This is a genomic window from Stenotrophomonas africana, from assembly GCF_013004645.1.
Taxonomy (GTDB): domain Bacteria; phylum Pseudomonadota; class Gammaproteobacteria; order Xanthomonadales; family Xanthomonadaceae; genus Stenotrophomonas; species Stenotrophomonas africana.
Window position 1 is genome coordinate 1 of the sequence record NZ_JABEME010000017.1, and the last position, 26034, is coordinate 26034.

Sequence of the window (26034 nt, forward strand, 5' to 3'; positions counted from 1 at the left end):
CGCTGGCCGGCACTCCGGTGAAGCCCGAGCTGCCGGCCAGCGGTCGACATTGCCGTTCATCCGTCGGCCCTGCCCAGCGAACGTGAGTCACGTTCACCCTAAAGTAGCGCCGACTGCGGCCGACACGGTAGATTCACAAGATCGATCCGCGGGAATCCGGGTACCGCCTGCCGATGTCAGCTGTCTTCTCCATTACCTCTGCCGACAAAGCCCGCCTGGCTGCCAGCAACCTGCCACCGCGGGTGCGTGAGCTGCTGGGCGCCTTGATCGGCCTGTGCCGGCAGACGCTAGCCGCCCCTCTGATCCTGACCGTCGAAGCGCTGGAACAGACGCTGCTGCACGACGCCGATCGCGCGCGCAATCCACAGCTGCAGGCCGAACTGATGGCCCAGCGCGGCCAACTGCATGCCTTTTCCGGCCATTTCGCCGACCGCATGCTCGATGCGGTGGCCGATGCACTGATACGGCTGCGCGAACCCACCACCGGCGCCAGCGTCGGTGCCACGCCCCCGCCGTTGCCCGGCATGCTCGGGCTGTCGCTGGTCGATGAACATGAAGTGGACCGCGACCTGCTGCTGACCGAGATGATCCGGCGCGAGACGCTGCGCTCGACCAACACACTGAACCTGCTGGGCCAACGCCTGGGCGTGCTGGCCGCGGCACCGGCCTTCGAGGCCGATACCCTGCCACTGGCACCGCAGGCACTGTGCGCGATGCTGCGCCGGATCGCCGAACAGGATGCGCTCAGCGTCGAAGTCCAGTTGGCGCTGTATCGCAGCTTCGAACGGCAGGTACTGGAACGTCTGGGCGACATCCTCGACCGCGCCAATGCCCTGCTGGCGCAGAACGGCGTGCTGCCCGGCCTGGTCTACACCCCCTACCTGGCGCGCTCGTCGAGCACGCGGCGGATCATCACCCAGTCGGTGGGCGGTGGACGTACCACCCAGCCAGCCAAGCGCGCCGCGGCGCCACTGACCGGGTGGAACGGATCGGCACCCGCCGGTTCCTGGTCGAGTCTGGTGCAGGACGCTTTCCAGGATGGCGGCGCAGCCGGCACGGCCCTGCCCGGCCTGACCACCTCCACCGGCAGCGCGCTGCATGAGCTGCTGCAGCAGGCTCGCCATGCCAGCGCAGCCCCTGCGGACCGCGATGCTGTGCCGAGCGCGGCAGTGGATGCGGTGCTCGCACGCCTGCAGGCCCAGTCCAGCTCGGCCACCGGCGTTGCCGACCTGCAGGCCGCCGTCGTGGCGCAGCTGCGCAGCGAGCACGGTACGCAGGCGCAGCTGGGCAGCCACGACCGTGACAGCCTCGACCTGCTTCGCATGTTGATGCAGCAGGTGCAGCAGCAACAGCGCCCCGATCCGGTGCCGGCCGCCCTGCTGGCGCGCCTGCAGGTGCCCTTGGCACGCGCGGCAATGGCCGATCCGGGCTTCTTCGTACGCGACGAGCACCCTGCGCGCGAGCTGCTCAACCAGATTGCCGAAGTCGGCGCCAACTGGCTGGGCGACGATGACGTCGACCCGCAGCTGCTGCAGCGCATGGCGCAGAGCGTGCAGGGCCTGCTGGGCCAGGACGCACGGACGCCGGACGCTTTCGCCACCGCCAATGAAGACGTGCAGCAGCACCAGCGTGCGGCGGCGCATCGCGCCGAGCTGGCCGAGCGCCGCCACGTCGAAGCTGCGCGCGGCAAGGAGCGGCTGGAACTGGCCCGGCGCCAGGCCAGCGCACAGATCGACCAGTGCTGCGACACGCAGGAACCGCCGCGCTTCGTGCAGACCCTGCTGCGCCAGGCCTGGGCCGACGCCCTGACCCTCACCCGCCTGCGCCATGGCGACGACTCACCGCAGTGGCAGGAACGCCTGCAGCAGACCCAGCGCATCGCTGCCATCACCGCGCAGGCCGTCGATGCCCCCGGTGGCACCGATGCCGCGCTCGCCGCCGATGTCGAGGCCGCCCTGCTGCAGGTCGGCTACCACGCCGAGGAAGCCGCCGCCGTCGCGCGCAGGCTGGCTACGCCCGGCGGCGAGGACGAAAGCACCTCGCGTACCGAACTCAGTGCCCGCCTGAAGGCGCGCGCGCGCCTGGGCGAACACGCCGGCACGCCCACCGGCACGGCGCCTGCAACGCCCCGCAGCAGTGCCGAAGAAGCGGCCTACCAGCAGCTGTCCACGCTGCCGTTCGGCAGCTGGTTCGACATCGACACCGGTGATGGCACGCTGCGCCGCCAGCGCCTGTCCTGGTACAGCCTGCTGACCGGCCACGCCCTGTTCGTCAATCCGCGCGGGCAGAAGATCGCCGATACCGACCTGGATACGCTGGCCCGGCAGATCAGCGCCGGCCGTGCGCAACTGGTCACCGAAGACAAGGCCCGGCTGGTCGACCGCGCCTGGGAAGCCAGCCTTGGCGCGTTGCGCGCGTTGGCGGCCGGCCACACGCAGGAGACTTCCGCATGACTACCCAGCCGCAGGACACCCGTCGCGCGCCGCGCCGCCAGGTCTCGGATCTGGTCCCGGTCACCGACCAGATGCGCGAATGCGTGGTGGGCCGTCTCGGCAATGTTTCCGAAACCGGCATGCTGATGCTGGCCAGCGCACCGTTGCGCGAGGATGCGCTGTACCAGCTACGCTTCCCGCTGCCACTGGGTGACGGCCGCCAGCAGGACATTGATGTGGGCGTGCATCTGCTGTGGAGTGAGCCCGCGCACGTTCCCGGGCAGAGCTGGACGGGCTTCCGCTTCCTTACCCTTTCACGCGAACATCGGCAGCTGCTGCGCCAGTGGGTGGGCGAAGACAGCGACGAGGGACCGGTTTCGACGGCCTGAGTGCCGGTTCCGGCACAGCGGTTTTTCGCGCTATGCGGCAGAATCTAGGGCCGTTTTCCGTGTCGAGCCACCGCAATGATCCAGCAAGACCCCGGCGCCCTGTATTCCGACCACCTGGCCGTGCTCTGTCGACGCGCCGAACAGGCGCTGGCCCGCGGCGGCTTCGATCACCTGGTGGTGCCCAGCGGCACCCTGCACTACCAGGTGTTCGATGACCGCGACTACCCGTATGCGGTCAATCCGCAGTTCAAGGCCTGGCTGCCGCTGACCCGCGTGCCCAACAGCTGGATCGTGTTCACCCCCGGCAAGCGTCCGGCAGTGATCTTCCACCAGCCCTTCGATTACTGGCACGTGGTACCCGATGCGCCGAGTGGCTGGTGGGTGGAGCACTTCGACATCCACATCATCCGCAAGCCGGAAGAAGCGCTGGCCCTGCTGCCGGCCGACCCGTCGCGCTGCGCGATCCTCGGCGAGCCGCAGAGCGCGCTGGGCAACTACGTGCCGAACAATCCGGCGCCGGTAGTGAACTACCTGGAATGGCACCGCGGCAGCAAGACGCCGTATGAAATCGCGCTGTTGCGCCAGGCGCAGGTGCTGGGTGTGCGCGGCCACCGCGCTGCCGAAGCCGCGTTCCGCAACGGCGCCGACGAGTTCAGCATCCACATGGCGTACTGCCAGGCCGTGGGCCAGGATGCCAACGAGCTGCCCTACGGCAACATCGTAGCGCTGAACGAACATGCCGCCGTGCTGCATTACACCGAACTGGGCCGCAAGGCACCGCAGCCGCTGCGCAGCTTCCTGATCGATGCCGGTGCCAGCGCGCACGGCTACGCCAGCGACATCACCCGCACCTACGCCGCGCAGGGCCACGACGAATTCGCGGCGATGATCGCCGCCGTCGATGCCGCCCAGCAGCAGATGTGCGCGGCGGTGCGTCCGGGCTTCGACTACAAGCAGCTGCATGTGGACGCGCATCTTTCGCTGATGGGCGTGCTGAAGGACTTCGGCGTGATCAAGGTCTCGCCGCAGACCGCGCTGGAGACCGGCGTCAGCGCCGCATTCTTCCCGCACGGCATCGGCCACCTGATCGGCCTGCAGGTGCACGACGTGGCCGGTTTCGCGGCCAGCGACGAGGGCGGCCGCATCGAGCGCCCGGCCGGCCACCCGTACCTGCGCCTGACCCGCGTGCTGGAACCGGGCATGGTGGTGACCATCGAACCGGGCCTGTACTTCATCGACATGCTGTTGAACGAAGTGAAGGATGCCGGCCATGGCGATGCGATCAACTGGGACCGCGTGGATTTCTTCCGTCCGTATGGCGGCATCCGCATCGAAGACGAAGTGCTGTGCACCGAGGGCGAAGCGGACAACCTGACGCGGCCGGAGTTTGCGGCGGCGAACGGCTGAGCCCCTCGTGGTTGGGCGCTTGGAGCAAAAGCCGCGCTTGGCCGGGCGGGATGGGTTCGCGGGGGACGCCGTGAACCCGTCCCTGGGGGCTTGGCCGCGGCATCCATGCCGCGGACACCCCCGCGAACCCATCCCGCCCCACCTCTGACAGTTTCCTGCTCGCGTCCAACCACGGAAAAGAAAAAAGAAAAGCAAAAGCGGGTCGCTCCCTGCGCTCGCTCTGTGTCGACCAAGGTCGACACCCACCAACAGCCGCGCGTGCCAACAACCGCAATTGCCAGTAGATCCACGCCATGCGTGGATGATTCATTCGATGTCTGACAGATGTGCCGACCAACGGTCGGCACCCACCAACAGCCGCGTGAACCTGTCGAAGGCGGGGCACTGTGGGTTTGCGGGGTGTGAGCCGCATGGATGCGGCGACCAAGCCTCCAGGGATGGATTCACGGCGTCCCCGCAAACCCACAGTGCCCCGCCATCCCACGAAATGCCCGCTGTTGCTGTTGCCCTGGCTTGAAGCAGGTGCAGGGCTGCAAGCCCTGCAGAACACCCCTTACCCCGCCATCACCGCTTCGATCTCGTCGGCACTGCGCGCCAGGCCTTCGGTCAGCACCCGATGGCCGTCGTCGGTGATCAGCACATCATCCTCGGTACGGATGCCGATGCCGCGCCAGCGTGGTTCCACCGTCGTATCGTCCACGCCGATGTACAGCCCCGGCTCGATGGTGAACGCCATGCCCGGCTCCAGCAGGCGCGAATCGCCTGCCAGGCGGTAATCGCCCACGTCGTGCACGTCCAGCCCGATCCAGTGCCCGGTCTTGTGCCGGTAGAAACGCTGGTACAGGCCTTCGGACAGGTTCTTTTCCAGCGTGCCCTTCAGCAGGCCCAGCCGCAGCAGGCCTTCGGTCAGGGTCTGCACCGCGGCCAGGTGGCCACTCTCGTACGGTACGCCTGGCTTGGCCTGCGCCAACGCAGCGGCCTGCGCATCGCCGACGAGGTCGTGCAGCGCACGCTGCTCGGCACTGAAGCGGCCGTTCACCGGGAAGGTGCGGGTGATGTCGCTGGCATAGCCGCGGTATTCGGCACCGGCATCGATCAACACCAGTTCGCCATCGCGCGAACGCGCGTTGTTGTCGCGGTAATGCAGGATGCAGCCGTTGCGACCGGCACCGACGATGCTGCAGTAGGCCGGCACGGCATCGTTGGCACGGAACACGCGCTCCAGCTCGGCCTGCAGTTCGTACTCGTGGATGCCCGCCCTGGCCGCCTTCATCGCCGCCAGATGCGCACGCACGCTGATCTGCGCGGCGTGGTGCATCAGCGCCACTTCGGCGCCGGACTTGAACAGGCGCTGCTCGTGCAGCAGGTGCCCCAGTTCAAGGAACTCATGCGGTGGCTGCGCACCGTGGCGCACCTGCGAACGCACACGGTTGACCCAGCCGATCAGCTTCAGGTCGAAATCCGCGTCGCGGCCGAAGTGGTAGTAGACGCGCGAACGGCCTTCCAGCAGGCCCGGCAGGATGTCGTCCAGATCGTCGATCGGGTAGGCATCGTCCATGCCGAACTGCGATACCGCACCGTCCTGGCCGGCACGGCTGCCGTCCCAGGCCTCGCGTTCGGCATCGCGCTCGCGGCAGAACAGGATGGCCTCGCCGTGGCGGCGGCCCGGGATCAGCACCAGCACCGCTTCCGGCTCCGGGAAGCCGCTCAGGTACTGGAAGTCCGAATCCTGCCGGAACGGGTAATGGGTATCGAGGCTGCGCACCTTCTCGGCTGCGGCCGGAAGCACCAGAATCGCGTCCTCGCCGGCCATGTCCATCAGCTGGCGGCGGCGACGCTTGTATTCGCCGGCCGCGATGCCGGTGCGCTGCTTGATGTCCATCAGTTCAGGCGCTGCCGGTGGCGCGAGGCCAGCACCACGTCACCGTGCAGCAGCAGCACCGCCACGCGGATGAATTCCTCGATCTCCGACAGGGCTTCGTCGTCATCATCGCCACCGGCCTCGAAGTCCTCGCTGGAAGCACGCGCCAGGCTGGCCATGTCGGTCAGCGCTTCCTCGCCCTCTTCGGACAGGGCTGGCCGGTTACCACCGCTGCCCAGACCGAAGCCGCCCAGGAAGGAACGGGTCCAGCTGAACATGGCATCGGCCTGCGCGGACACGTCGTCGGTGTCGGTCAGCAGCAGCTCGAAGGCGAAGTCGCGGTCTTCCAGCTGCTTGATGGTGGCCTGCAGCAGCTGCCCCAGCACGCTGTCGGCGGCCACCGGCGGCAGGTTGTCGTCGGCCAGCACGCGCGCCGGCCAGTCGTTGCCGGGGGCGCCGCCGGCGGCCAGCCAGCCACACAGCGCGCCGTGCAGCTCGGCAGCGGTGGCGCCCAGGCCCAGTTCCTGGCTGGCGCGGGTAACGTCGTCGACGGAGGGAAGTTCGGTCATCGTGCGGCTCGTTCGGAAAGGAAACCCGGGGCGCGCACGCGCGCGCCCGTGAGACCCCGTAGTGTAGCAACCCGACGGCATCCTCTCCGCAGCCGTCCAGCCTTGCTGCGGCAACGCTTGACCGCCCTTACCCGGCTTGCCTATCGTGCCCGCATGGAACCCGCCGATCCCCTTGCCCAGCTGCAGGACTTCGCTGCCCGCGTGGAAGCGTTGCTTGACCGCAACCAGCGCCTGGCCGAGGAGAACCGCAGCCTGCGCCACCAGCAGGAACAGCTGGTGGCCGAGCGTTCGACGCTGCTGGCCAAGAATGAGCAGGCACGCTCGCGGGTGGAAGCGATGATCAGCCGGCTCAAATCCCTGGAGCAGCACACATGAGCGCCGAACCGGTCAGTGTCCGCATCCTTGATCGTGAATACACCGTGGGCGTCGGCGGCGATGAACGCGACAGCCTGATGGCCGCTGCACGCCTGCTGGACGCGCGCATGCGTGAGATCCGCGGCAGCAACCGCATGGCCGCGGTCGATCGCGTCGCCGTGCTGGCCGCGTTGAACCTGGCCCACGAACTGCAGCTGCTGCGCGACGAGAACGCCCGCCAGGCGGTGGCGCTGCAGCAGACGCTGGCCGACCTGAACCGGCGCCTGGACCGTGCCATCGACGGCACCCCATAAAAGAGGGGACGGAGGGAATCAAGGCGCATTTGCCCCTTCCGTGCTGGAAACGTCTTAATCCCCTCCGTCCCCTTTTCTCATATCTGAATTGGCACGGACTGTTGCCGACGAACGGCCTATCCAGATGCTGCACGCTGGCTATAATGGCCACGCGTTCTCTGCGGTACTCGACGGCATGTGCAAACATTCGCCTTGTCCCTTAAGAACGACACCGGGAGCGCGACAGCGCCGGGAGTGCAGGTCCGCCTTGTAGCGGGAAGCCCGATGGTTCTCCAGCGTTCCCACTTGAGCCCCCGGGTTCAAGGTCGTTTCGCATGCATCGACATTGCGGAGAATGCAATATTCCAGCAAGGGCGGCGTCTTCGGGCGTCGCCCTTGTTCTTTCCGGCACAATGACGGCTGATCCTTGCCGCACGCTGCCATGACCGACCCGCGACAGGCCCTGCGCCACGACCTGCGGCAACGCCGCCGCGACCTTCCCGCCGCTGAGCGCATCGCCGCCGCCGAATCCCTCGCCGATGCCCTGCTGGCCCTGCCGTTCGCCCCGCGCGAAGGCGCCGTGGCCGGCTACTGGGCGCTGGATGGCGAAATCGCCCTGCATCGCTGGCAGCTGCAGCTGCCCGAAGGACTCACCTACTGCCTGCCGGTGCTGGCGGGCGACGTGCTGCGCTTCGCACCGTGGCGGCCGGGGCAGCCGCTGACCAGCAACCGCTACGGCATTCCCGAACCGGACGTGGCGGTGGAAGACACCCTGGAACCGGCGCAGATGGCGCTGGTGGTGACCCCGCTGGTGGGTTTCGACACACAGTGCCGGCGGCTGGGCATGGGGGGCGGCTGGTATGATCGCAGCTTCGCCTTCCGCCACGATCGGCCGGCGCCGCCCTGGCTGGTCGGTGCTGCGTTTGCGGTGCAGCAGGTCGAGTCCTTGCCGGTGGCGTCGTGGGACGTGCCGGTGGATGCGATCTGCACCGAAGACGGCACCCTGTTCCCCTCCGCTGCCCCCGTGAACGCATGACCGCCCGCAAGCGCTACTGGCTGATGAAGTCCGAACCGGACGCCTTCTCCATCGATGACCTGGCCAAGGTCAAGGTCGAGCCCTGGAACGGGGTGCGCAACTACCAGGCGCGCAACTTCATGCGCGATGGCATGCAGGTGGGCGACGGCATCCTGTTCTACCACTCCAATACCAAGGTGCCGGGCATCGTCGGCCTGGCCACGGTGGCCAGCACGGCCTACCCGGACGACACCCAGTTCGATCCGAAATCCGACTACCACGACCCCAAGAGCACGCGCGAGAACCCGCGCTGGATGCTGGTGGACGTGGCCTTCGACCGCAAGCTCAAGCAGGTGATCGCGCTGGACGAGATCAAGCTGCACGCCGAAGCGCTCGGTGAAGGCTTCCCGCTGGTTGCCAAGGGCAACCGCCTGTCGGTGTTCCCGGTGACCGCCGCGCAGTGGAAGCTGCTGCTGTCGCTGGAAAAGAAATCCTGATTCCCTGCCTGAGAGTTCTCCCATGTCCGAAGCCAAGCGCCTGGCCGCCGAGAAAGCCATCGAGTACGTAGAAGACGGCATGATCGTCGGTGTCGGCACCGGTTCCACCGTGGCCTATTTCATCGATGCCCTGGCCCGCATCCAGCACCGCATCAAGGGTGCCGTGTCCAGCTCCGAGCAGAGCACCGCGCGCCTGAAGCAGCACGGCATCGAGGTGATCGAGCTGAACCACAGCGGCAACCTGTCGCTGTACGTGGACGGCGCCGATGAGTGCGACGCCAACAAGTGCCTGATCAAGGGCGGCGGAGCGGCGCTGACCCGCGAGAAGATCATCGCCGAGGCCAGCGAGCGCTTCATCTGCATCGTCGACCCGAGCAAGCAGGTGCCGGTGCTGGGCAAGTTCCCGCTGCCGGTGGAAGTGATCCCGATGGCGCGCAGCCTGGTCGCCCGCCAGATCCGCGACATGACCGGCGGCCAGCCGACCTGGCGCGAAGGCGTGGTCACCGACAACGGCAACCAGATCCTGGACATCCACAACCTGCAGATCACCGATCCGGAAAAGCTGGAGCGCGAGCTCAACCAGCTGCCGGGCGTGGTCTGCGTCGGCCTGTTCGCGCGCCGTCGCGCCGATGTGGTGATCGTCGGCGGCGAGCCGCCGGTCGTGCTCTGACCCTTTCGAAGGATCCTGACGATGTCGCTGTTGCGTTCGCTGCTGATGCTTCCGCTGCTGGCCCTGACCGGCTGCGCCACCGACGCGGCCCGCCATTGGGTCGAGCTGGATGGCGCCCGCTACCAGGTCGAGCTGGCTACCAACGATGAAACCCGCGCGCGCGGGCTGATGTTCCGCGACCAGATGTCGGCCGACCACGGCATGCTGTTCATCCACGACCGCGAAGAAATGCAGGCGTACTGGATGAAGAACACCAAGATCGCGCTGGACATCCTGTACTTCGACAGCCAGCGCAAGCTGGTCAGCCAGCAGCGCGATGTGCCGCCGTGCTCTGCCGGCGACATGTGCCCGCCCTACCCCAGCGGTGGCCCGGCGCGCTATGTGCTGGAACTCAACGCTGGCCAGGCCGAGAAGCTCAAGCTGAAGGATGGGACGGAGCTGAAGTTCGGCCCGGGCATCGAAAAGTAAGGTACGGCCGGGCTGCGCCCGGCATCCGCCGAGTCAACATCAACGGCAACGTCAAATTCGTGTATTTCGAGGGATGGCGGGGTGGGTCCGGTGGCGGGGGACGGCGCAAGTACGTCCCTGTAGCCTTGGCCGCGGCATCCATGCCGCGGACACCCCCGCCACCGGACCCACCCCGCCTTCGACGGTTTCCCGCTGGTGATGGTAGGTATCGACCTTGGTCGACACGTAGATCCATGCCATGTGTGGATGGGGGGAACGATGACATGAGGAATTCACGCGACACCGCTTGAAACCGCCTGCGAATGACGCCAGTCTGTGGTCATGCAGGACCGGATCTCTCTCCCCGACTGGGATGCACTGGCCGACCTCGAAGACGAGGCGCTGCCACTGTTGCCGACCGCGCTGCTGATCGCACGCGATGAATACCCCGATCTGCAGCCGTCGACCTATGACGCGCTGATCCAGAGCCATGTCGAGCACCTCCGCTCGGAAGTGGAGAGCATCGACGACAGCCCGCTGAAAATGGCGGCGATCAACCGCCACCTGTTCGACGAGCTGGGCTACAGCGGCGACCACGACGAGTACTACGACCCGCGCAACAGCTATCTCAACCAGGTGTTCGAACGCCGACTGGGCAACCCGATCTCGCTGGCGCTGGTGCAGATGGAAGTCGCGCGCCGACTGGGCATTCCGCTCGATGGCGTGTCCTTCCCCGGCCACTTCCTGGTGCGTCTGCCGGTGGACGACGGCGTGCTGGTGATGGACCCGTTCAACGGTGGCCGCCCGCTGGACGTGGACGAACTGCGCGAGCGGGCCAAATCACACTTGGGCGGGCAGATGCCCGACGACCAGGTGCTGGCGCAGATCCTCGACCCGGCGCCGGCGCGCGCGATCCTGATGCGCATGCTGCGTAACCTGCACGGTGTCTACGCCGAGGCCGGCGAATGGGACCGCGCTGCACGCAGTGCCGACCGCCTGCTGAAGCTGGCCCCGGAGCAGGACGACGCGCTGCGCGACCGCGGCCTGGCCTATCTGCAGCTCGATTATCTGGCCGGTGCCCGCCATGACCTGGGGCAGTACCTGAAGCGCAATCCCGAGGCCAGCGATGCGCAGTGGCTGCGCGAGAAGCTGATCGACCTCGGCGGGCCGGTGCCGCGGCTGCATTGAGGGAGTCGGTGTGTGGACCAACGGTCCCCACCCACCGGCTGGGCCGGGTGGCCCTCCAGTCAATCGACCTCGACCATCTCGAAATCGGCCTTGGTCACCCCGCAATCCGGGCAGGTCCAGGTCTCGGGAATGTCCTCCCAGCGCGTCCCGGGCTCAATACCCTCCTCCGGCAAGCCTTCCGCTTCGCTGTAAAGGAAGCCGCAGACCACGCACATCCAGGTGCGCAAGGTGGTGGGGGTGGCATCGCTCATCGGATAATCAGGGCTGGATTCACGGGCCGCCATTGTCCCATCGCGGTCCACTCACCGGTAGCCATCAATGACTTCTGCTTCCCCGGCGCCCCGCGGCGTCTACCTGATCACCCCGGACGAGCCCGATACCGCGCGCCTGCTGGCCCGCACCGCGCCATTGCTGGCCGCTGGCGCCACCTGGCTGCAGTACCGCAACAAGACCGCCAGCGACGCGCTGCGACGGGAGCAGGCCATGGCGCTGCAGGCACTGTGTGCGGAGCACGGCGTGCCGCTGATCGTCAACGACGACCCGGCGCTGGCCAAGGCGGTGGGTGCGGCCGGCGTGCATCTGGGCGGCACCGACGGTGACATCCCCAGCGCGCGCGCGCTGCTTGGTGCCAACGCCATCATCGGCGCCTCCTGCTACGACCAGCTGGCCAATGCCGAAAAGGCCGTAGCGGCCGGCGCCAGCTATGTGGCCTTCGGCGCGTTCTTCCCGACCACCACCAAGGTCACCAGCAGCCGCGCCCATACCGACCTGCTGCGGCAAAGCGCCGCACTGGGCGTGCCGCGGGTGGCGATCGGCGGCCTGACGCCGGACAATGTCGGTCCCATCATCGACGCCGGCGCCGATCTGGTCGCCGTGGTCAGCAGCGTGTTCGCCGCCGAAGACCCGGTCGCGACCCAGCGCGCCTTCCTCGCCCAGTTCGCGTAATGCCCAGGAAATCCGCATGAACCACGACCAGTCCCACGCCCTGTTCTCCCGCGCCCAGCAACTGCTGCCGGGCGGTGTCAATTCGCCGGTGCGCGCGTTCAAGTCGGTCGGCGGCGAGCCGTTCTTCGTCGAGCGCGCCGACGGCGCCTACCTGTACGACGTCGACGGCAACCGCTACATCGATTACGTCGGTTCCTGGGGCCCGATGATCGTCGGCCACAACCACCCGGCGGTGCGCCAGGCGGTGAAGAAGGCGATCGACAACGGCCTGTCGTTCGGTGCGCCGTGCGCGGCCGAAGTGACCATGGCCGAGACCATCACCCGTCTGGTGCCGTCGTGCGAGATGGTGCGCATGGTCAACTCCGGTACCGAAGCCACGCTGTCGGCGATCCGCCTGGCGCGTGGTGCGACCGGCCGCAACCGCATCGTCAAGTTCGAAGGCTGCTACCACGGCCATGGCGACTCGTTCCTGGTCAAGGCCGGCAGCGGCATGCTGACCCTGGGCGTGCCGACCTCGCCGGGCGTCCCGGCTGGACTGAGCGAACTGACCCTGACCCTGCCCTACAACGATTTCGAAGCCGCCACTGCGCTGTTCGAGCAACAGGGTAACGACATCGCCGGCCTGATCATCGAGCCGGTGGTTGGCAACGCAAACTGCATTCCGCCGCGCGACGGCTATCTGCAGCACCTGCGCGAACTGTGCACGAAGCATGGCGCGCTGCTGATCTTCGATGAAGTGATGACCGGCTTCCGCGTCGCCCTCGGCGGTGCGCAGGCGCATTACGGCATCACTCCGGATCTGACCACTTTCGGCAAGATCATCGGCGGCGGCATGCCGGTGGGTGCTTACGGCGGTCGCCGCGAGCTGATGCAGCAGATCGCGCCGGCCGGCCCGATCTACCAGGCCGGTACGCTGAGCGGCAATCCGGTGGCGATGGCCGCTGGCCTGGCGATGCTGGAACTGATCCAGCAACCCGGCTTCCACGCCGATCTGGCCGAGCGCACCGCGCGCCTGTGCGCCGGCCTGGAAGCGGCCGCCGCCGACGCCGGCGTGGCCGTGACCACCACCTGCGTGGGTGCGATGTTCGGGCTGTTCTTCACCAGCGAGAAGGTGGAGACCTATGCGCAGGCCACCGCCTGTGACATCCCGGCGTTCAACCGCTTCTTCCACGCGATGCTGGACCAGGGCGTGTTCCTGGCACCGTCGGCGTACGAGGCCGGCTTCCTGTCCAGTGCGCACGACGATGCGGTGATCGAAGCGACGCTGGCCGCTGCACGCGTGGCGTTCAAGGCCGCCAAGGGCTGATCGCAAAAAGGGGGCCCCTGCTCTGGTAGGTGTCAACCTTGGTTGGCACAAAAAGGGGACGGAGGGGATCAAGTCGTTTGTGCACAAACGACTTGATCCCCTCCGTCCCCTTTTTTTCAACCGAAGACGAATTTGCCCTTCATCATCGCGAAGTGGCCGGGGAACGAGCAGAAGAAGGTGTAGTCACCGCCCTTCTGCAGGCCCTGGGTGGAGAAACGCACGCGTGTGGTTTCGCCACCGCCGATCACCTTGGTGTGCGCCAGCACGCGCTTGTCGGCCTTCGGCAGGTAGCTGTCGGCCAGGGTCATGCGCATGCCCGCCATCGCCACCGGCTGGTAATCGGCACTGCGGGTCAACACCCAGTTGTGGCCCATCGCGGTAGCGGCCAGCTTGCCGGTGTGGCGCAGGGTCAGGTCCACGGCGGTGCAATCGGCGGCGACCTTGATCTCGCGGCTGCTGAAGCTCATCTGGTCGGTGCTGTCGATGCTCACCGCACACACCCGCGCCATCGCCGACGGCGCCAGCATCAGCGCGCCCAATCCCACTGCCACCCTCCAAGCCTTCATCGTTGCATCTCCTGCGGATTCAAACGCCATTCTAGGCAGCCCCCCATGGCCGCGTCTGCGACCGTCTGTCGCATGGCTGCTCCAGGGTTTCCCGAGTGTTCATTGCAATGGCATGCTCGGCCGATGCGGATCGATCTGTTGCTGCTGGATGTTGATGGCGTGCTGGTGCACTACCAGCGCGTGCAACGTGTACTGCACCTGGCACAGGCACTGCAGATTCCCGCTGCGGCGGTGCAGGCGGCGCTGTACGACAGCGGACTGGAAGCGGCGCATGACAATGGCACGCTGGATGGCCCGGCCTATCTGGCGCAGTTGGGAGAGCTTCTGGGCACGACTGTCGATGCGGCTGCATGGATCGCCGCGCGGCGGGCCGCCAGCCATCCGCAGGCTGCGGTGTTGCAGCGGCTGCAGGCCCTGCAGCTGCCAATGGCGGTACTGACCAACAACGGCGCGCTGATGAAACAGGTGTTGCCCACCCTGCTGCCGGAGCTGTCCCCGGCCCTGCGGGAGCGCGTGTTCTGCAGCGCGGATTTCGGCCTGCGCAAACCCGCACCCGAAGTCTTCCTGCGCACGCTGGAGGCGCTGGGGGTGGTGCCTGCACGCACGCTGTTCGTCGATGACCTGTTCGCCAACGTACGCGGCGCACGCGCCGCCGGCCTGCACGCGGAAACCGTGCGCGATGGCCGGGGATTGGGGAAGGTGTTGAGGCGTTATCGGATTGCGTGAACCACTGTAGAGCCGAGCCCATGCTCGGCTCATCGCAGTGTCAGGCAACAGCAGCCGAGCGTGGGCTCGGCTCTACAGCTGTTGCTGCCGGGTTCAGCGCGCGGCGATGAACCCGGCAATCGCCGCACGCAGGCGCTTCAGGCCTTCGGCCACTTCCTCGTCGGTGATGTTCAGCGACGGCACGAAACGCAGCACGTCCGGGCCGGCCTGCAGGGTCAGCAGGCCGTGCTCGGCGGCGTGGTCAAGGATCGCACCGGCCTGGCCGGCGAAGTCCTTGCTCAGCACTGCGCCCAGCATCAGGCCACGACCACGCACGTCGCTGAACACACCGAACTCGTCATTGATGCGGGCGAAGCCATCGCGCAGCGCCTTCGACTGGCGGCTGACGTTGGCAGCGATCTCCGCCGAGGCCAGCTTGCGCAGTGCCACGCGGGCCACCGCAGCCGCCAGCGGATTGCCACCGAAGGTGGTGCCGTGCGCACCGAACTGCATGGTTTCGGCCACCTTCGGGCCGGCCAGCATCGCACCGATCGGGAAGCCGCCACCCAGCGCCTTGGCCAGGGTGACCATATCCGGCACCACGTCGTCCTGCCAGTGCGCGAACAGCGTGCCGGTGCGGCCCATGCCGGCCTGGATCTCGTCCAGCACCAGCAATGCGTTGTGCTGGTCGCACAGTTCGCGCACGCGCTTGAGGAAGCCGGACTTGGCCGGCATCACGCCGCCCTCGCCCTGGATCGGCTCCAGCATCACCGCAGCCACGTCACCGGCGGCCATCGCGGTTTCCAGCTGCACTTCGTCGTTGAAATCGATGTAGCGGAAGCCACCCGGCAGCGGCTCGTAGCCTTCCTGGTACTTCGGCTGGGCAGTAGCGGTGACCGCGCCCATGGTGCGGCCGTGGAAGCTGCCGCGGAAGGTGATGATGACGCGCTTGTCGGCCGGGCGGCCCTGGCTGGAGGCCCACTTGCGGACCATCTTGATCGCCACTTCGTTGGCTTCAGCGCCGGAGTTGCACAGGAACACGCGCTCGGCGAAGCGGCTGGCCTTGACCAGTTCTTCGGCCAGGTGCAGCGGCGGCGCGCTGTAGAAAACGTTGCTGGTGTGCCAGAGCTTGCCGGCCTGTTCGACCAGCGCGGCCACCAGGTCTGGATCGTTGTGGCCGAGGCCACACACGGCGATGCCGGCGGCCAGGTCGATGAACTCACGGCCCTGGCTGTCCCACACGCGGGCGCCCTGGCCTCGCTCCAGTACCACCTGGCGGGGCTTGTAGACCGGCAGGTAATAGTGCGAAAGGGAGATCAGCGGATCGGTAGCGGCGGTCATGGCAGTCGGCAGGGTTCAGGAATCCCCATTCTCGCGCCGGAACCCCTGCGGCACAATGCGCGCATGCGACCGTTTTCCGCCCCCCAGCTGAACCCCGCCACCGAGACCGGCTGGCGCCGTCGGTGGTTCGACATCATCTACCGCCACGACACCCGGCCCTCGCGCAATTTCGACCTGATCCTGGTGGTAGCGATCGTCGCCAGCATCCTGGTGGTGATGATCGACAGCGTGCAGCACCTGCATGCCGAATGGTCCACCGGCCTGTACATCCTGGAATGGGGCTTCACGATCATCTTCACCGCCGAGTACCTGTTGCGGCTGGCGGTGGTCAAGCGCCCGCTGCGGTATGCGGTGAGCATCTGGGGCATCATCGACCTGCTGTCGATCCTGCCCGCCTACCTGTCGATGTTCATCCCCGGCGCGCAGAGCCTGCTGGTGGTGCGCGCGCTACGCATCCTGCGGGTGTTCCGCATCCTGAAGCTGACCCGCTACATCGAGGAAAGCGGCGTCCTCATGACGTCGCTGTGGCGCAGCCGTCGCAAGGTGCTGGTGTTCCTGTTCACGGTGATCACCATCACCATCATCGCCGGTGCGCTGATGTACGTGATCGAAGGCCCCGAACACGGCTTCACCAATATCCCGGCCAGCATGTACTGGGCGGTGGTGACCATGGCCACGGTCGGCTTCGGTGACATCGTGCCGCAGACCGTGCTTGGCCGCTTCGTCACCTCGGTGCTGATCCTGATCGGCTACAGCATCATCGCCGTACCCACCGGCATCTACACCGCCGAGCTGGCCAGTACCATGCGTGAAGCCGAACAGGCCGCGCGCCGCGATGCGCGTGGCTGCCCGGACTGTGGGCTGGAAGGTCATGAACCAGATGCACTGCACTGCCGCAAGTGCGGTGGCAAGCTGCCGGATGCGTTCAACCATTGATGCGAGCGCCGGCGATGTACACCGGCGCTCGCTGATCACGCCATGAGCGGGAGCGCTACTGGCGGTTGCTCTGGAAGACCAGCGAGTTGTATTCCTGCATCAGCTTGCTGGCCGAACCGCGCGGCGCCATCGACGGCGAATCAAGCATGCGTCGTTCGAAATCGGTGTAAGGCTTTTTCTCGCTGACGCGCTGCAGCCGCTCCTTGCCTTCGCGCCGGAAGTTCTCGGCCTCGCGCTCGAAGCTGCTCCAGTCCAGCTTGCCCGGCTCCTGATCAGACACCTTCGCATGTGCTTCATCGGAAATGCGGTTGAAGGCATCCAGGCGTTCGCGGGCCTTGGCCTGATCGAAATCATCCTCGCTCATCAGATCCATGATGGCCTTGGCTTCCAGCATCATCGCCAGACGGTAGTACTCGCGCGTGCGACCCTCGGCCTGCTCCAGCGCCTTGAGCTGTTCGCGCTGGGCGGCGTCGTTCTGACGCTCCAGCTCGGCGTTGAACGTTTCGCTGGCAGCCACGAAATCCTTGAAGGCGGCCATCAAGGGAGCGTGCAGCTGCTTGCCCTTGGCAAACTGGTCGTCTTCGTAGTCCTGGCGATCGTAGTAGTCGTGCGCGTCCTTGCTGACCGGCACCAGCGCCTTCAGCGCCTGCTGGTAATGGCCTGCAGCAGCATCGAGATCGGCCAGCGCCGGCTTGGCGGCGATCGCCTCGGTTACCGGGGCGTCGCACTGTTTCATGTCGTAATCGCTGATCTCGAACGGTCCGTACACGTGCGTCTCGCGTCCGGTCGGGCCAACGTCGACGTCCTTGATCCAGCGTGTGTAGGACTGGATGCTGCCGTGGGTTTTCGAATCCAGCGCATTGAAGCAGCCGATGTAAGCGTTGAGCTTGGCGGTCAACTGCTGCTGTGTGTCAGACGGGGCAGCGCTGGCGTCCGGCGTGCCGGAGGCAGCGGCGCCGCCCCCATCTGCCGGTGCCTTGCCACCGCAGGCGGTCAGGATCAACGACAGCGAAGCGGCCAGCGCCGCGACGGAAAGAGTGCGTGACATGTGCTTACATCCCTGTTGAAAACGATTTCAGCCACGCATTCTAGCGCAGCAGGCCGTGGGTCGCAGCCCTCGGCCTGTTCCGGCGACAGGCGATCAATCCAGGAACAGATCCGGCAGCAACGGACGCGACGGATCCACCGCGTAGCCCGAAAGATCGGTGGTGCCGACCTGCGCCAGCACTTCATCGTCGATCAGGAACCGACCGTGGAAACCCGCCGCTTCGCGCACCAGCACCGCATGCGCGGCATCGGCCATGATCTGCGGCGTGCGGCAGCCGGCCGCATCCACGCCCGGAATCATGTTGATCGCATCAGTGGCGATGACCGTGCGCGGCCACAGCGCATTCACCGCCACGCCCTGCGGACCGAATTCCGCGGCCAGGCCCAGGGTGACGAAGCTCATGCCCATCTTCGCCAGCGTGTAGCCGGTATGTGCACCCCACCATTTCGGCTCCAGGCTCGGCGGCGGCGCCAGGGTCAGGATGTGGGGGTTCGGCGCCTGCAGCAGGTACGGCAGGCAGGCCTGCGCGCACAGGAAGCTGCCGCGCGAATTGACCTGCTGCATCAGGTCGAAACGCTTCATCGGCGTTTCCAGCGTGCCGCGCAACCAGATCGCGCTGGCGTTGTTGATCAGGATGTCGATGCCACCGAAGGTGTCGACCGTGGCGGCAACTGCGGCCTGCACCTGCTCTTCCTCGCGGATGTCGCACTTCAGCGCCAGGCCCTGGCCGCCCGCGGCTGTGACCGCTTCGGCTGCGGTATGGATGGTGCCCGGCAGCTTGGGATTCGGCACCGACGACTTGGCCGCAATGGCCACGTTGGCGCCGTCGCGCGCAGCGCGCAGTGCGATGGCCAGGCCGATGCCGCGCGAGGCACCGGTGATGAAAAGCGTTTTGCCCTGCAGACTGCCCACGTTCCACACTCCAGCGTATGCAATGAGCCGCTAGTATGCCGCGCCGACGCGGAGTTCACCCGCCCTTGACGATACTCGGGCCTCCAGACAACGCACGAGGTCCACGCCATGCGCCGTTCCCGCCTGTTGCTGCCTGCCCTGGGGCTTGTCCTGCTGACCGCCTGCCAGGGCCGTTCGCCGGAACCCGGCAAGGCGCCATCCGCCGGTGACGCGCCCAGCGCGGAGAAGGCCGCCGCCGACGGCAAGATGCGCTGGAGCGAAGCGGTGGTCTGGGATGGCGACCTCAACGCCTGCCGCCAGGGCGAGAACGCGGCCACCCGCGATTGCCTGCGCGATGCGATGCGCGCCGGTGGCGCCAGTGCTGATGCCATCACCGCCGCCGAACAGTTGTCCACCGGCGGCGAGCTGGCCTATGTGACCGCGTGGCACGAGAGCGAAGGACTGGGCATTGCCACGGTCGAGTATCCGTTCCGCGCCAACACCAATGAAGGCACCCGCCTGGTCGATGCCAGTGGCAAGCGCATCGATGTGGATGCCGTGCAGCTGGACGACACCCTGCGTGCCGACCCCACCGTACAGGCCCTGCTGAAGGACCACCCGCAGGCCACGCCGTTCGCACCGGCACAGTCGGCCGGCGCCTCGCCACTGGAAAACGGCGGCATCCGCGTGATGTACCGCACACCGCTGCGCGACTGCCACGCTTGCCCGGATGTCGGGCAGTTGCAGATCGCCTACGACTTCGACGCCAAGCGCAACTTCATCGGCCAGCAGGTCGTGCCGGCGACGCCGTAAGGCCACCGGCCTCTGTAGAGCCGAGCCTCGCTCGGCTCATTGAATGCAGCTGAGCATGGCTCGGCTCTACAATACGGCTCTGCCCGGCGCATCCACGCATGGCGTGGATCTACCGGTACAACTGCACCTGCTTTTCCAGCAGATGCGGCACGATCAACCGATGCACCGGGGCAACCGGCAGCATGTACGCACGCCCGAACGCGTTGTGTGTATGCACCACCGTCGTTACTTCCAGCACATCGCCCTGCCACTGCAGGGCCAGCTGCACGCGAAGATGGCGGTCGTCGTCTTCCAGCACGATGGCATCGTCGTGCAACGACTGCAGGGTGAAGATGCCCAGCCGCTGGCCGGGTTGAGGATCTTCGACCGCCTGCACCGCACGCAACGAGCCCAGATGCTTCATGCCGAGCAGGCGCATGCCGTGGTTGCGCAGCGCCATCAGCCCATCGAACCAGCCGGGAATGGTCGCCGCCATATCGCGATAGGCCTGCAAGGCCGAGCGCCCATCGCGACGGGTCGTCGCCTGGCAGGCGTGCACGAAGTCGGCACCGGGCAACTGCGCACGCAGCGCACTGTCGGCACTCGGCGGGCCGGTCACTACCCGCGAAGCCTTCACGGCTTCGGCCCCTGCCCTTCGTTGTCTTCCCAATGCAGGATGCGGCGGGTAACGAAGCGGTAGACCGGCTTGCCGGTGGCAAACCACAGTTCGCGCACCCACGAGGTGCGCTTGAGCACGCGCTTCTCCACCGGGGTGAGCGATTCACGGCAGTACATGCGCTTGTGCTTGAGCAGGTGGCGCAGGTCCTCGCGGGCCAGCAGCCGCATCCAGCGCGAGCGCGGGTTGCCGATCACCGCCAGCTGGAAGTCGATCAGCGCCGGACGGCCATCTTCGGTCACCAGCCAGTTGGCTTCCTTCGCCAGATCGTTGTGGGCCACGCCGTTCCGATGCAGCTGCTGCAGCAGCCTGCGCGCGGAACGGAACCAGGCCAGATCGCCGCGCGGCGGGCGTTGGTACATGGCATCGCCGGCCATGAAGCTGCGGTCCAGGTGATGGCCATCCCAGGCCAGCAGCTGCGGCACATCGGCCATGCCATCGATATGGCGCAGCGCGCGTGCCTCGCGACGTGCAAGCCACCACGCCGGCAACCGCAGCCACAGCGGCGTGGCGCCAAGATCGCGGCGCACGAACGGGCCATTGGGCCCTTCAACCAGAAGGATCTGACCGAAACTGTCGGCCTTCAAAGCACGGTGGGGAGCGTCTGGCGTATGCGGCATGGGCCCATTCTAGGCGATGGCGCCGGTTGCAAACGGTCACCAAGCGGCTGGGAACCAGTCACCTTCACGCCCCTATAATCGGACAATGGACTCTTCATGGATCGACGCCACGCTCGCGTGGATTGCCGCTCACCCCGTGCTGGCGGGTGCCGTTATCTTCCTCATCGCCTTCTGCGATGCGGTGATCATTCTTGGCGCCATCGTGCCGGCGCTGCCGCTGCTGTTCGCGGTGGGCGTGTTCATCGGGCTGGGCCAGATCTCCGGGCCGTACGCGGTAGCGGCTGCAGCGCTGGGTGCGTTCGCCGGCGACGGTATCAGCTACTGGATCGGCCGCCGCTGGGGCGACCGCCTGCGTGGCGTGTGGCCGTTCAGCCGTTATCCGCAGCTGCTCGACCGCGGCGAGAACCTGTTCCGCCGCAACGCCTTCAAGAGCATCCTGATCGCACGTTACGTGGGCGCGATCCGCCCGTTCGTGCCGGCCATCGCCGGCATGATGAAGATGCCCGCCAGCCGCTACGTGCAGGCCAGCGGCATCGCCAGCATCTCCTGGGCCGTACTGTTCCTGGCCCCGGGCTGGATCCTCGGTGAAGCGTATGACGCGGTGGCCGCCGTAGCCGGACGACTGGTGGTGGTGGTCGGCCTGCTGTCAGTGATCCTTGGCCTGGTCTGGGCCATCGTGCTGTACGGCTACCGCTGGTCGGCCGCGCGCATGGACAACTGGCTGGCGCGCCTGCTGGACTGGTCCAACCGCCACCCGACGCTGGGCCGCTACACCGTCGGCGTGCTTGATCCCAAGCGCCGTGAATCGGTGCCGCTGGCGATGCTGGCGCTGATGCTGCTGGTGCTGGGCTGGGGCTGGTTCGCGCTGCTGACCGTGGTGGTCGCACACGGCGAGCCGCTGGCGATCGACCTGCTCGTACACCAGGCCATGCTGGCGCTGCGCAACCCGCTGGCCGATTACCCGATGGCCGCGCTGGCGTCGCTGGGCGCCTGGCAGGTACTGCTGCCGGCCACCGCGGCGGCAATGGGCTACCTGATCTGGCGCCGGCGCTGGATGGCGGCCGCGCACTGGCTCGCCGCCCTCGCCTTCGGCCTGGCGCTGACCATGCTGCTCGGTGCCACCGTGGATGTGGTGCGCCCGGTCGACGCCAGCAGCGGCTTCGGCTTCCCGTCGGTGTCGGTGACCATGGCCACCATCACCTTCGGCTTCTTCGCGGTATTGATCGCGCGTGAGATGCCCGGCCGCACCCGCGTCTGGCCCTACCTGGTGTCAGGCATCGTGGTCAGCCTGATCGGCTTCTCGCGCCTGTACCTGGGCGCGCATTGGCTGAGCGATGTGATCGGCGGCATGCTGTTCGGCACGTTCTGGCTGCTGGTGCTGGGCATCGCCTACCGCCGCCGCTTCAACCGCTCGTTCTGGGTGAAGCCGGTGGCGTGGCTGTTCTACGGCGTCTTCGCCGTGGCGGCGATGTGGTACGCGCCACGCAACATCCCGGTGAAGCTGGAACGCTTCGAACCGACCCTGCCGGCCCCACAGGCGATGGACATGCAGGCCTGGTGGCAGCACGACTGGGTGACGCTGCCGGCGCGCCGCAACGAGTTCGACGACGACCAGCGATGGCCGCTGGACGTGCAGGTGGCGGGCCCATTGGCGCCACTGCAGGCGCAGCTGGAAGCGCGTGGCTGGAAGCGGCAGGAACAGGCCGGCTGGCAGCAGGCGCTGCTGATGCTGGACAAGAACACCGGCGCCGACGAACTGCCGGTGCTGCCGGCCACGCTGGACACCCGTGTGGAAGCACTGCTGATGGTGCGCCAGGGCGCGCAGCCGGAGGAGCGCTACGTGCTGCGCCTGTGGCCGGCACCGGCACAGCTGCAGCCGGGCAACACGCCATTGTGGCTGGGCAGTGCACAGACCCTGCGCTACGAGCGTCACTTCGAGTGGATCGGCATGTGGCATCCGCTGCGCGGCGTCGACCCGGCCTTGAACGCGGTGAAGGAAGCCGTGCAGGAGCTTCCGCAACGCGAGGACGTGCACAGCGAAACCGGGCTGCCGGTGCTGCGGTTGAAGACCACCTCGCCCTGACCGATACCGGTCGCGATCACCCAGTGTAGAGCCGAGCCCATGCTCGGCTGCTCTTCGCGGGATCCATCAAGCCGAGCCCATGCTCGGCTGCTCTTCGCGGGATCCATCAAGCCGAGCATGGGCTCGGCTCTACAGCAGATCCACGCCCTGCGTGGATGGCTTCTACGGCATCCAGCCCAGCAACTGCTGCAGGCGCTGGTGCGGGTCATCCATCTGCAGCAGCTGCAGGCGCTGCTGCTCGCTCAGCGGCAGCAGCTCGGCCAGCCGCCAGCCGACCCAGCTGGCCTGGTCCAGCAGCGCTGGATTGGCCGGCGCATAGGCCTCGCCGGCCTGTTCGATGATGTGCCCCAGCACCGTGGCCAGCAGTGCATGCTGCGGCCGCAGTTCGTCGTCAGGATCTTCATCGCACCAACTCACGTCGGCTACCACCAGCCCGTTGTCACGCACGCGCGTGCGCTCGACATGGAAACGACGGGTGCCGCGCAGGCGCAGCTGCAGCACGCCGTCAGCGCCGACATCGAAGTCTTCGATGCGTACCTGCACGCCATACGCCGCCGGTGTCGCCGGGGCCCCCACTTCCTGGCCGTCGAGGATCAGGCAGACACCAAAGCCCTCACCACTGCGGCCGCTGTCGCGGACCAGATCCAGGTAGCGGCGTTCGAACACGCGCAGGCCCACCACCGCACCTGGCACCAGCGTGGTGTGCAGCGGAAACAGCGGCAGCGAACCGTCGACGCTCATCGGGCCTGCAGCGCGGCAAGGAAGCGGCGCGGTGCGCCGTCGAAGCCACCGTTGGACATGAACACCACATGGTCACCACTGCGCGCGCTGGCCTGCAATTGCACCAGCAGCGCGTCGGTATCGGGCACGGCGTGCGCCTCGCCACGCACCTCGGCGATCACCGCAGCGGCATCCCAGGCCAGTTCCGGGCGATGCAGGAACACGACTTCATCGGCCAGCACCAGCGACGGTGCCAGCGCCTGCGCATGTGCGCCCAGCCGCATCGAGTTGCTGCGGGGTTCCATCGCGACCACGATGCGCGCATCGCCCACCTTGGCACGCAGGCCTTCCAGCGTGGTGGCGATCGCGGTCGGGTGGTGGGCGAAATCGTCGTAGACGGTGATGCCGTCATGGCTGCCGATCACTTCCATACGGCGCTTGACGCTGCGGAAGCGTGCCAATGCCGGCATCACCTGGGCCGGCGCCACGCCCACTGCATGTGCGGCAGCCAACGCGGCCAGGCCGTTGAGTACGTTGTGGCGGCCCAGCAGCGACCACTGCACATCGCCCAGCGCCTGCCCACGATGGTGCACACGGAATGCACTGCCATCGGCAGCCAGCAGCTCGGCATGCCATTCCAGCGAAGGATCGAATCCGAAACGCTCGACCGGGGTCCAGCAGCCCATCGCCAGCACTTCGGCCAGATGCTGATCCTCACCGTTGACGATCAGTCGGCCGCGCGCCGGCACCGTGCGCACCAGGTGATGGAACTGGCGCTGGATCGCGGCCACGTCCGGGAAGATGTCGGCGTGGTCGTATTCAAGGTTGTTGAGGATGGCCACCAGCGGCCGGTAGTGCACGAACTTGCTGCGCTTGTCAAAGAATGCGGTGTCGTACTCGTCGGCCTCGACCACGAACTCGCGGCCCTGGCCCAGGCGGGCAGAGACGCCGAAATCCTCGGCGACGCCGCCGATCAGGAAACCGGGCGAACGACCGGCGCTTTCCAGCAGCCAGGTGAGGATGGTGGTGGTGGTGGTCTTGCCGTGGGTGCCGGCCACGGCCAGCGTGTCACGGCCCGGCAGCACCTGTTCGGACAGCCACTGGGCACCGGAAATGTAGCGCTGGCCGGCGTCGAGCACGGCCTCAACGGCGGCATTGCCGCGCGAGAGTGCGTTGCCGATCACCACGTCGTCGGTACCGGCCGGCACGCTGTCGGCACGGTAGCCCTGGTCCAGGGTGATGCCCAGCTGCTCGAGCTGGGTCGACATCGGCGGGTAGATGGCCTGGTCGCTGCCGCTGACCGTATGGCCCAGTTCCCGCGCCAGGGCGGCCACGCCGCCCATGAAGGTGCCGGCGATTGCAAGGATATGTACGCTGCTCATGACCGGGGATTGTGACCGATGACGGCTGTATAGGGCCAATGTCCGCTCCCGGGTAAGACAAGTCCTACACAGGATGTGAGAAAACTCCAATCATCTGTCAGGGAATTCCCGATAGCGATGTTCTGTGAACCCGGACACAATTCGAACTGCCAGCCGCAGTACCCGAACCGGTCCTACTCCCCAAGAGGCCATCCCCAAGGGAGCTCATGCTGCGGGGCCCTGAGCAAGCCCTCCGCTGGCGCCTATCAAACGACACAGGCCTGATCCTCGCGGACCAGGCCTGTGTTTTTTACGCCCGAAGGGCCGGACGCGTGCCGGCCCTGCCGGATCAGGCCTTGATCGCTGCCAGGATGCGGGCTTCGATCTCGTCCAGCTCACCAACGCCATCGACGCGGGCCAGGGTGCCACGGCCGGCGTAGAAATCGACCACCGGGGCGGTCTGGTCGTTGTAGACCTGCAGGCGCTGGCGCACCGCTTCCGGATTGTCATCGGCGCGGCCCTGCTCCTTGGCACGACCGGCGATGCGATCGACCAGCAGCTCGGTGGCCACGTCCAGCTGCACCACGGCGTCCAGCGGCTGGCCGATCTTGGCCAGCAGGCCGTCCATCGCGTTGGCCTGGGCCACATTGCGCGGGTAGCCATCAAGGATGAAGCCCTTGGCGACATCAGCCTGGGTCAGGCGCGACTCCAGCATGCCCAGCAGGATGTCGTCCGACACCAGGTTGCCGGCATCCATCACCGTCTTGGCCTGCTTGCCCAGCTCCGTGCCGGCGGCGATTTCCGCGCGCAGCATGTCACCGGTCGAAATGTGGGCGATCCCCAGCTTTTCCTTCAGGCGCGTCGCCTGTGTCCCCTTGCCCGAACCGGGCGGTCCCAACAGAACCAATCGCATTGACCTGAC

At 67.0% G+C, this 26034-nt stretch carries 28 protein-coding genes and 1 other RNA gene; 17 read left to right on the forward strand and 12 right to left on the reverse strand.

Annotation, left to right across the window (positions count from 1 at the left end; translation table 11 throughout):
* Positions 1–173 precede the first annotated feature (173 nt).
* The 3 genes from HLA98_RS19350 (at position 174) to pepQ (ending at position 4228) form a co-directional block, all read left to right on the forward strand.
* Entirely contained in the window at positions 174–2453 is a 2280-nt protein-coding gene (locus HLA98_RS19350; RefSeq protein ID WP_057499402.1) for a DUF1631 family protein, read from the forward strand.
* Positions 2450–2821, forward strand: a complete 372-nt coding sequence (locus tag HLA98_RS19355) for a PilZ domain-containing protein (RefSeq protein ID WP_049443677.1) — start codon at positions 2450–2452, stop codon at positions 2819–2821. Before HLA98_RS19350 ends, HLA98_RS19355 begins: the two co-directional genes overlap by 4 nt.
* Before the next feature lie 75 nt (positions 2822–2896).
* Positions 2897–4228, forward strand: a complete 1332-nt coding sequence (gene pepQ / locus HLA98_RS19360) for a Xaa-Pro dipeptidase (RefSeq protein ID WP_057499403.1) — start codon at positions 2897–2899, stop codon at positions 4226–4228.
* Positions 4229–4781: 553 nt separating this feature from the next.
* Here the strand turns inward: pepQ and HLA98_RS19365 are convergent.
* Both HLA98_RS19365 and HLA98_RS19370 read right to left on the reverse strand, forming a co-directional pair.
* Complete coding sequence (locus HLA98_RS19365; protein WP_129550664.1) at positions 4782–6104, reverse strand: aminopeptidase P N-terminal domain-containing protein; 1323 nt, start codon at positions 6102–6104, stop codon at positions 4782–4784.
* Positions 6105–6109: 5 nt separating this feature from the next.
* Positions 6110–6658: a YecA/YgfB family protein gene (locus HLA98_RS19370; RefSeq protein WP_049449697.1), complete on the reverse strand. Its 549-nt coding sequence runs from the start codon at positions 6656–6658 to the stop codon at positions 6110–6112.
* A gap of 153 nt (positions 6659–6811) precedes the next feature.
* On the opposite strand from HLA98_RS19370, the gene HLA98_RS19375 reads away from it, so the two are divergent.
* The 8 genes from HLA98_RS19375 (at position 6812) to HLA98_RS19410 (ending at position 11122) form a co-directional block, all read left to right on the forward strand.
* The gene (locus HLA98_RS19375; RefSeq protein WP_043034082.1) at positions 6812–7033 is read left to right on the forward strand and encodes a TIGR02449 family protein; all 222 of its coding nucleotides are present in this window, start codon (positions 6812–6814) and stop codon (positions 7031–7033) included.
* Entirely contained in the window at positions 7030–7326 is a 297-nt protein-coding gene (locus tag HLA98_RS19380; RefSeq protein ID WP_005410899.1) for a cell division protein ZapA, read from the forward strand. Before HLA98_RS19375 ends, HLA98_RS19380 begins: the two co-directional genes overlap by 4 nt.
* A 152-nt stretch (positions 7327–7478) precedes the next feature.
* Positions 7479–7664, forward strand: a non-coding RNA gene (ssrS, locus tag HLA98_RS19385) — 6S RNA.
* Between the two features lie 83 nt (positions 7665–7747).
* Complete coding sequence (locus HLA98_RS19390) at positions 7748–8341, forward strand: 5-formyltetrahydrofolate cyclo-ligase (protein ID WP_049449699.1); 594 nt, start codon at positions 7748–7750, stop codon at positions 8339–8341.
* Positions 8338–8817: an EVE domain-containing protein gene (locus tag HLA98_RS19395; RefSeq protein WP_012512007.1), complete on the forward strand. Its 480-nt coding sequence runs from the start codon at positions 8338–8340 to the stop codon at positions 8815–8817. Before HLA98_RS19390 ends, HLA98_RS19395 begins: the two co-directional genes overlap by 4 nt.
* A 22-nt stretch (positions 8818–8839) precedes the next feature.
* Entirely contained in the window at positions 8840–9487 is a 648-nt protein-coding gene (gene rpiA / locus HLA98_RS19400) for a ribose-5-phosphate isomerase RpiA (RefSeq protein WP_006389802.1), read from the forward strand.
* Positions 9488–9508: 21 nt separating this feature from the next.
* Positions 9509–9955: a DUF192 domain-containing protein gene (locus HLA98_RS19405; protein ID WP_049449701.1), complete on the forward strand. Its 447-nt coding sequence runs from the start codon at positions 9509–9511 to the stop codon at positions 9953–9955.
* 321 nt (positions 9956–10276) lie between these two features.
* Positions 10277–11122 (forward strand): SirB1 family protein, encoded by an 846-nt coding sequence (locus tag HLA98_RS19410; protein ID WP_057499634.1) that lies wholly within the window; start codon positions 10277–10279, stop codon positions 11120–11122.
* 59 nt (positions 11123–11181) lie between these two features.
* Here HLA98_RS19410 and HLA98_RS19415 read toward each other — a convergent pair whose 3' ends face one another.
* Positions 11182–11406 carry a rubredoxin gene (locus HLA98_RS19415; protein WP_080354805.1) on the reverse strand — a complete coding sequence of 75 codons (225 nt, stop codon included), beginning with the start codon at positions 11404–11406 and terminating at the stop codon, positions 11182–11184.
* 34 nt (positions 11407–11440) lie between these two features.
* Between HLA98_RS19415 and thiE the strand changes: the two genes are divergently transcribed.
* Together thiE and hemL are read left to right on the forward strand one after the other, a co-directional pair.
* On the forward strand, positions 11441–12067 hold the full coding sequence (thiE, locus tag HLA98_RS19420) for a thiamine phosphate synthase (protein ID WP_057499635.1): 627 nt from the start codon (positions 11441–11443) through the stop codon (positions 12065–12067).
* A gap of 16 nt (positions 12068–12083) precedes the next feature.
* Positions 12084–13373 carry a glutamate-1-semialdehyde 2,1-aminomutase gene (hemL, locus tag HLA98_RS19425; protein WP_129550637.1) on the forward strand — a complete coding sequence of 430 codons (1290 nt, stop codon included), beginning with the start codon at positions 12084–12086 and terminating at the stop codon, positions 13371–13373.
* Positions 13374–13489: 116 nt separating this feature from the next.
* Here hemL and azu read toward each other — a convergent pair whose 3' ends face one another.
* Positions 13490–13939 carry an azurin gene (gene azu, locus HLA98_RS19430; protein ID WP_057501171.1) on the reverse strand — a complete coding sequence of 150 codons (450 nt, stop codon included), beginning with the start codon at positions 13937–13939 and terminating at the stop codon, positions 13490–13492.
* A 123-nt stretch (positions 13940–14062) separates the two neighbouring features.
* Between azu and HLA98_RS19435 the strand changes: the two genes are divergently transcribed.
* Complete coding sequence (locus HLA98_RS19435) at positions 14063–14665, forward strand: HAD-IA family hydrolase (RefSeq protein ID WP_057501172.1); 603 nt, start codon at positions 14063–14065, stop codon at positions 14663–14665.
* 93 nt (positions 14666–14758) lie between these two features.
* Here the strand turns inward: HLA98_RS19435 and HLA98_RS19440 are convergent, their stop codons facing one another.
* Positions 14759–15985 (reverse strand): acetylornithine transaminase, encoded by a 1227-nt coding sequence (locus tag HLA98_RS19440; protein WP_057501173.1) that lies wholly within the window; start codon positions 15983–15985, stop codon positions 14759–14761.
* A 63-nt stretch (positions 15986–16048) separates the two neighbouring features.
* Here HLA98_RS19440 and HLA98_RS19445 point away from each other — a divergent pair, with 63 nt between their 5' ends.
* The gene (locus HLA98_RS19445; RefSeq protein ID WP_054172451.1) at positions 16049–16921 is read left to right on the forward strand and encodes an ion transporter; all 873 of its coding nucleotides are present in this window, start codon (positions 16049–16051) and stop codon (positions 16919–16921) included.
* A gap of 55 nt (positions 16922–16976) precedes the next feature.
* On the opposite strand, the gene HLA98_RS19450 is transcribed toward HLA98_RS19445, so the two are convergent.
* Positions 16977–17969, reverse strand: a complete 993-nt coding sequence (locus HLA98_RS19450; RefSeq protein WP_057501174.1) for a YiiG family protein — start codon at positions 17967–17969, stop codon at positions 16977–16979.
* 93 nt (positions 17970–18062) lie between these two features.
* Positions 18063–18881, reverse strand: coding sequence for an SDR family oxidoreductase (locus HLA98_RS19455; RefSeq protein WP_057501175.1), 819 nt, complete (start codon positions 18879–18881; stop codon positions 18063–18065).
* A gap of 108 nt (positions 18882–18989) precedes the next feature.
* Here HLA98_RS19455 and HLA98_RS19460 point away from each other — a divergent pair, with 108 nt between their 5' ends.
* Positions 18990–19673 (forward strand): hypothetical protein, encoded by a 684-nt coding sequence (locus HLA98_RS19460; protein WP_057501176.1) that lies wholly within the window; start codon positions 18990–18992, stop codon positions 19671–19673.
* Positions 19674–19782: 109 nt separating this feature from the next.
* Here HLA98_RS19460 and HLA98_RS19465 read toward each other — a convergent pair whose 3' ends face one another.
* The gene (locus HLA98_RS19465; RefSeq protein WP_057501177.1) at positions 19783–20289 is read right to left on the reverse strand and encodes a DUF2867 domain-containing protein; all 507 of its coding nucleotides are present in this window, start codon (positions 20287–20289) and stop codon (positions 19783–19785) included.
* Positions 20286–20948 (reverse strand): serine/threonine-protein kinase, encoded by a 663-nt coding sequence (locus tag HLA98_RS19470; RefSeq protein ID WP_057501178.1) that lies wholly within the window; start codon positions 20946–20948, stop codon positions 20286–20288. Before HLA98_RS19470 ends, HLA98_RS19465 begins: the two co-directional genes overlap by 4 nt.
* An 85-nt stretch (positions 20949–21033) precedes the next feature.
* Between HLA98_RS19470 and HLA98_RS19475 the strand changes: the two genes are divergently transcribed.
* Positions 21034–23031: a bifunctional DedA family/phosphatase PAP2 family protein gene (locus tag HLA98_RS19475; protein ID WP_057501179.1), complete on the forward strand. Its 1998-nt coding sequence runs from the start codon at positions 21034–21036 to the stop codon at positions 23029–23031.
* Positions 23032–23193: 162 nt separating this feature from the next.
* On the opposite strand, the gene HLA98_RS19480 is transcribed toward HLA98_RS19475, so the two are convergent.
* The 3 genes from HLA98_RS19480 to HLA98_RS19490 form a co-directional block, all read right to left on the reverse strand.
* Positions 23194–23772 (reverse strand): LON peptidase substrate-binding domain-containing protein, encoded by a 579-nt coding sequence (locus HLA98_RS19480; protein ID WP_057501180.1) that lies wholly within the window; start codon positions 23770–23772, stop codon positions 23194–23196.
* Positions 23769–25133, reverse strand: coding sequence for a UDP-N-acetylmuramate:L-alanyl-gamma-D-glutamyl-meso-diaminopimelate ligase (gene mpl, locus HLA98_RS19485; protein ID WP_057501181.1), 1365 nt, complete (start codon positions 25131–25133; stop codon positions 23769–23771). Before mpl ends, HLA98_RS19480 begins: the two co-directional genes overlap by 4 nt.
* 328 nt (positions 25134–25461) lie before the next feature.
* Positions 25462–26025: an adenylate kinase gene (locus HLA98_RS19490; RefSeq protein WP_014038375.1), complete on the reverse strand. Its 564-nt coding sequence runs from the start codon at positions 26023–26025 to the stop codon at positions 25462–25464.
* Between the last annotated feature and the right edge of the window lie 9 nt (positions 26026–26034).